6 protein-coding genes and 1 pseudogene are annotated in these 5,317 nt (G+C 62.0%); 2 read left to right on the forward strand and 5 right to left on the reverse strand.

The window, feature by feature from the left end:
* The 3 genes from EOA36_RS26595 to EOA36_RS38840 form a co-directional block, all read right to left on the reverse strand.
* Positions 1-219: VOC family protein (locus EOA36_RS26595; protein WP_145969319.1), on the reverse strand; the 219-nt coding region annotated here is incomplete at its 3' end.
* Positions 220-357: 138 nt separating this feature from the next.
* A complete protein-coding gene (locus tag EOA36_RS26600; RefSeq protein WP_127280091.1) occupies positions 358-648 on the reverse strand; it encodes a Dabb family protein in 291 nt (96 codons plus the stop codon).
* Between the two features lie 156 nt (positions 649-804).
* Positions 805-939 carry a hypothetical protein gene (locus EOA36_RS38840; RefSeq protein WP_272482999.1) on the reverse strand — a complete coding sequence of 45 codons (135 nt, stop codon included), beginning with the start codon at positions 937-939 and terminating at the stop codon, positions 805-807.
* Positions 940-1,063: 124 nt separating this feature from the next.
* Between EOA36_RS38840 and EOA36_RS38965 the strand changes: the two genes are divergently transcribed.
* Positions 1,064-1,132 (forward strand): hypothetical protein, encoded by a 69-nt coding sequence (locus tag EOA36_RS38965; RefSeq protein WP_348629826.1) that lies wholly within the window; start codon positions 1,064-1,066, stop codon positions 1,130-1,132.
* A 143-nt stretch (positions 1,133-1,275) separates the two neighbouring features.
* Positions 1,276-2,532, forward strand: a complete 1,257-nt coding sequence (locus EOA36_RS26605; RefSeq protein WP_127280092.1) for a cyclopropane-fatty-acyl-phospholipid synthase family protein — start codon at positions 1,276-1,278, stop codon at positions 2,530-2,532.
* 181 nt (positions 2,533-2,713) lie between these two features.
* Here EOA36_RS26605 and EOA36_RS26610 read toward each other — a convergent pair whose 3' ends face one another.
* Both EOA36_RS26610 and EOA36_RS26615 read right to left on the reverse strand, forming a co-directional pair.
* A complete protein-coding gene (locus EOA36_RS26610; protein WP_127280093.1) occupies positions 2,714-4,693 on the reverse strand; it encodes a bifunctional 2',3'-cyclic-nucleotide 2'-phosphodiesterase/3'-nucleotidase in 1,980 nt (659 codons plus the stop codon).
* A 150-nt stretch (positions 4,694-4,843) separates the two neighbouring features.
* A pseudogene (locus EOA36_RS26615) lies at positions 4,844-5,317 on the reverse strand (NAD(P)/FAD-dependent oxidoreductase); the annotation flags it as partial.

Here is a 5,317-nt window from a genome sequence, read left to right on the forward strand (position 1 = left end):
GGCAGCCTCCGTCGCAGCCTGTTCGCTGCCAATCGCGAGCGGCTCCAGATAGGTGCCGTCGGCAAGGAACACGCAGCAGTTTTCCGTGCCAAAGGGATGGATGCCGGTCGGAGCGACGACGAAGCCCAGCGCGGTGAGCCGGATCCGCGCGGTGTCGACGGTCTGCGTCGGCAGAACCAGATGATCGAGCGGATGAATGGCTGATGTGGTTGGGGTCATGCAGGCGCGATGTGCATCATTCCGAAGGTCGGTTCAAGACTTGATCGCAATGCCGCCGGCGGCGGCGCATGGTTCGCACAGCACGCTCTATCGGGAAAGTCGCCGCTGCAAACGGCACCTTCTGGAGCAGGCGCCGGATCAGCGTCCGGCCACGACATCGGCCGAATAACGCAGCTCGCGCAATGGTTTGACCTTGCTGGTGGTCCGCGCATAGAGCGGGTGCGCCTTGTAGGCTGCCAGCGCCGCGTCATCGGCGAATTCCGCGTAAACGACGACATCGACTTCATCCGACAGCGGGTCGACCTTGGTGTTCAGCGTGACCTCGAAGAGGCTGCAATGAGGAATGTCGCCGAGCGCCAGCAGCCCGGTACGAACAGCTTCCACATCTTCCTTGCGCCGCGCGCTGAAGAAAACGATATGCCGGATCAATCCCGCCTCCTCGATCTGAATGTCGGGGTCTTTTGTGACGGCGGTCCCTTTGCGTCAACCGGTCATGGCGCCACGCGTCCTTGCGACGCGCCTCGATCGGTGCTGGACCTCGGTTCGCGCGGATCAGGGATGAAGCGCCGGCCTGCCCAGGGACGTCTAGGCCTTGCCGGTGACGTAGCGCACCGCATGGGAAACTTCCCTGACCGCGACGTCGAGATACCGGCCTTGATTGTAGAGACCGTCCCAGATCAGGAAGAACGCGATGGCGGCAATCACGATTACATAACGCATGGCTAAAGCTATCGCACAAGCGATGCGGCTGCCATAGGCGTTTTTGATTTCGGGCCGCAGCGGCCTGACGCAGGGCGGCAGATGCCGGGCGCCGCGTGGCACAGTCCAGCTCTCGGCATGCCTCTTGAAGTTCCCCCTCATGGCGTGGAAGATTGTGGCAGGCATTCACTGGGAAGCGCTGAAGCTCTGCTAAGGGGCGCGCGCTTTCGTTCGAGCCCGCCTGCCGTCGAACCCGCAGCTGCCGGGACCAGGCAACGGTGTTTGAACCCGGCGGATGATCCAAGAGAACCGTGGCTTGGCAATTGCGCCGACAGCACGGAGATCCAGGGGCATGGAATGGCACACGGGGAACATCATGGCATAGCGCCGGGCGACGCGGTCAGGCTCGACGAATTCAATTTCGCCGAGATCGTCAAGGGCCTGCCGGCCAAGGCGCGCATGGTGCTGTCGGCGGCCATGAACCTGCCGCGTGGTTCGCTGAAAGTCAGGATGCCGGACGGCCGTGCCGTCCTCGTCGGCGGCAAGGCGCCAGGCCCCGACGCCGAACTTGTGCTCAAGAACTGGCGTCTGCCGGGCCGCGCCTTTTCCGGCGGCACGATCGGCGTTGCCGAATCCTATATGGACGGCGATTGGGAAAGCCCTGACGTCACCAGCTTCCTCGAACTGTTCGTGGTCAATTCGGCGATCGGCGAACGCGTCGCGGGCGGCGCCAGTTGGCTCATCAACACGGCCCAGCGCATCCGCCACTGGTTCAACGAGAACACACGCAAAGGGTCAAAGCGCAATATCTCGGCGCATTACGATCTCGGCAACGCCTTCTACAAGGAATGGCTCGACCCGAGCATGACCTATTCCTCGGCGCTTTACGCCAATGGCGCCAATGATCTCGAGAGCGCCCAGGCCGCCAAATACCGGGCGCTGGCCAGGGATACGGGCATCGGCGGAAAGGATCACGTGCTGGAGATAGGTTGCGGCTGGGGCGGCTTTGCCGAGTTCGCGGCACGCGAAATCGGCTGCCGGGTTACCGGATTGACCATCAGCCGCGAGCAGCACGATTTCGCCAAGGCACGCATCGCCAAGGCCGGGCTTGCCGACAAGGTCGACATCAAGTTGCAGGATTACCGTGATGAAACCGGGACCTACGATCGCATCGCCTCGATCGAGATGTTCGAGGCGGTCGGCGAGAAATACTGGCCGGTATTCTTCTCCAAGATGAAGGCCTGCCTGAAGCCCGGCGGCACCGCGGGCCTGCAGATCATCACCATCAACGAAGCCGCCTACGACACCTATCGCGCCAGGCCGGATTTCATCCAGCGCTACGTCTTCCCGGGCGGCATGCTGCCGACGCCGTCCATCCTGAAGTCGCTTGGCGCCGCGCACGGCCTTGCCCATTTACGCGAACACGTTTTCCCCGAGGACTATGCCCGCACGCTTGCCGAATGGCGCCAGCGTTTCCGGGGGTCGTGGGAGAAGATCGTGCCGCTCGGCTTCGACGACCGTTTCAAGAAGCTCTGGGAATTCTACCTGCATTATTGCGAGGCCGGTTTCCGCACCAGCTATATCGACGTGCGCCAGGTGGTCTACAAGGCGTAGGCTGGGGACAGCGATCTCATCGACAACACCCGGACATCGACCATCCACGAGGTCCATGCACCCGCGGGGATGAGGCTCTTGACCGTGCCGAGCGATCCGACTGCTCCTCCCTCGCTATGGCGAGGTCATCTTCCGCACGGGGATGCGGCCAAGACCGGCCGCATCCAGCCCTGATAGTCGATCAGAGAAGGATGCGGTATCGGGCGAAACCAGATTCGCCCTCGCCCACCGGCTCGATCTTGAGCGACTTCACATCGGCGATGAAGTCCTTTGCCTTGACGCCTGTCTCGAAGACGACGCTGCTTCCTGGCAGCGGCGCGAACGACCAGTTGCCATCCGCCCACGGGTTGATGGTGCCTTGGCTGACGACGTAGCGGACGATGACGTCGCGGTTGGTGTCCGGCGCTTCGTAGATGATCTTCGAGGCATTGATGTCGGGAAAGTTGCCACCGCCGCCGGCACGGTAGTTGTTGGTCGCAACGACGAATTTCGCTGCTGGATCAATCGGTTTGCCGTCGAATTTCAGGTCGACAATGCGATTGGAACCGGCATTGGCGACGGCGCCCTTGGCATCGTATTTCGGTGGCTGCGACAAATCTATTTTGTAGGTTACGCCATCTATGACGTCGAAATTATAGGATGGGAATTCGGTGTCGATCAGCGGCTGGTCGGCTTTTCCTGCCTCGATTTTCTTGAAGATGCCGGCCGACATCTCCAGCCATTCCTTGACCTGGGCACCCGTGATCTCAACCGCGCGAACCGTGTTCGGATAGAGATAGAGGTCGGCGACGTTCTTGATTGCGACATCGCCCACCGGCACGTCGGTGTAGTAGTCGGCGCCGTTGCGCCCGCCGGCCTTGAAGGGCGCCGCCGCCGATAACATCGGCACGTCCTTCCACTGGGTGCTCTTCAGGATATCCTTGAGATACCAGCTCTGCGCCTGGTTGACGATCTGCACCGAAGGATCATCGGCCACCAGCGCGAAATAGGAATAGAGCGGCGCCGAGGTCTTGCCGACAGGGCGGCGCACATAGGCGAGCGTCGCCTGGTGGTCCTGCTCGAGAGCAGCGATGATGCGCTTGTCGTCGGCGACAGTCGGCTTGTTCTTGTTGTCGACACGCTCGAAGATCGGCCGCGCCTCCGAGGTCGCCGAGACCACTTTCCACTTCGACCCATCGCGTTCCAGCATCAGGTCGATCAGGCCCATATGCGAGCCCCAGAAACCGCCCATGACGGCGGGCTTGCCCTGCAGCGTACCCTTCTGTGTATCAACGCCCTCGAGCCCCTGGAAATCCTTCTTGCCGGGAAAGACCAGGTGCTGGTGGCCGGTGAAGACCGCGTCGATGCCTTCGACGCCGGCGACGAAGAACGAGGCGTTCTCCATCATGTCACCCTGCTTGACGTCGATGCCGGAATGCGAGAGCGCGATGACGATGTCGGCGCCCTCCTCCTTCATCTGCGGCACCCAGGCCTTCGCCGCTTCGACGATGTCGCGCGTCTTGACGTTGCCTTCGAGATTCTTGAGATCCCAGACCATGACCTGCGGCGGTACGAAGCCGATGATGCCGATTTTGATCGGTTGCTCGGTGCCTGAACCGTCCTTGATCTTCTTGTCCAGGATTATGTAGGGCTTGAGGTAGAGCTTGTCGTCGCGCGGATTGGCGGCAAGCTCGGTGCCCCGGATCAGATTGGCGCAGACGAACGGGAAATTGGCGCCGGCCAGTACCTTGTCCAGGAAGGACAGGCCGTAGTTGAACTCGTGGTTGCCAAGTGTCGAACACTCGTAACCGAGCAGGTTCATGCCTTTCATGATCGGATGGAGATCGCCCTCCTTCAGGCCCTTCTCATAGGCAATGTAGTCGCCCATCGGGTTGCCCTGCAAAAGGTCGCCATTGTCGATCAGCATCGAATTGGCGGCTTCCTTGCGCACCGCGTCGATGAGGGACGCCGTGCGCGACAGGCCCATCGTGTCATTGGCTTTGTCGGCGTAATAATCATAGGGCAGCACGTTCACATGGATATCGGTGGTCTCCATGATCCTCAGATGCGCCTGGTTGGCCTGCGCACGGGCGGAGAAGGGATGAAGCATGATCAGCGCCCCTGTGGCGGCGACCCCCGCAAGGAGACCACGGCGAGAGACGGGATGGAGCAGTTGCGACATGTTTTCTCCTTCTTCGACGACCTGACATGCCCCTGCCCTCAGCGAACTTCGCGCCGAAATCGGCTCAAGTCCACTCAAGAAGTCGCGCGCATCGGCACGCCAATCCATCAGCAACAGATGACGGCCGGATGAAAAGCGTGGTGAAGAAAGTCAGGTCTTGTCGTCGTCGCCCTGGGTAATCAGCCGGGCGCTGCGCTGGCCCGTGACATAGATCCATAGCCAGCTCAGCGAAACGGCAAGCCGGTTGCGGAAACCGATCAGGAAATAGATATGCGCAATGCCCCACAGCCACCAGGCGAGCCAGCCGGTCAGCTTGATCCAGCCGAAATCGATCGCGGCGGCGCGCTTGCCGATCGTCGCCAGATCACCGGCATGCTTGTAGTGGAAAGGCCGCGGCCCCGTGTCGCCGGCAAGCCTGGCCCTGACGGTCGCGGCAACATGGCGGCCCTCCTGCTTGGCGGAAGGCGCCACGCCGGGCACCGGCCGCCCGTCGGGCCGCAGCACAAGGGCGGCGTCGCCGATGACAAAAATCTCCGGGCTGCCGGGCACGCTGAGATCAGGCTCGACCAATACCCTGCCGGCCCGGTCCGCGTTCGCGCCCAGCCATTCAGCGGCGGGCGAAGC

Source organism: Mesorhizobium sp. M8A.F.Ca.ET.021.01.1.1 (assembly GCF_003998025.1).
Taxonomy (GTDB): Bacteria; Pseudomonadota; Alphaproteobacteria; order Rhizobiales; family Rhizobiaceae; genus Mesorhizobium.

Bases quoted from the DNA above. Each gene is read 5' to 3' on its own strand.
- EOA36_RS38840 (WP_272482999.1), bottom strand. From the start codon at position 939: ATGCGTTATGTAATCGTGATTGCCGCCATCGCGTTCTTCCTGATCTGG.
- EOA36_RS26605 (WP_127280092.1), top strand. From the start codon at position 1,276: ATGGCACACGGGGAACATCATGGCATAGCGCCGGGCGACGCGGTCAGG.
- EOA36_RS26610 (WP_127280093.1), bottom strand. From the start codon at position 4,693: ATGTCGCAACTGCTCCATCCCGTCTCTCGCCGTGGTCTCCTTGCGGGG.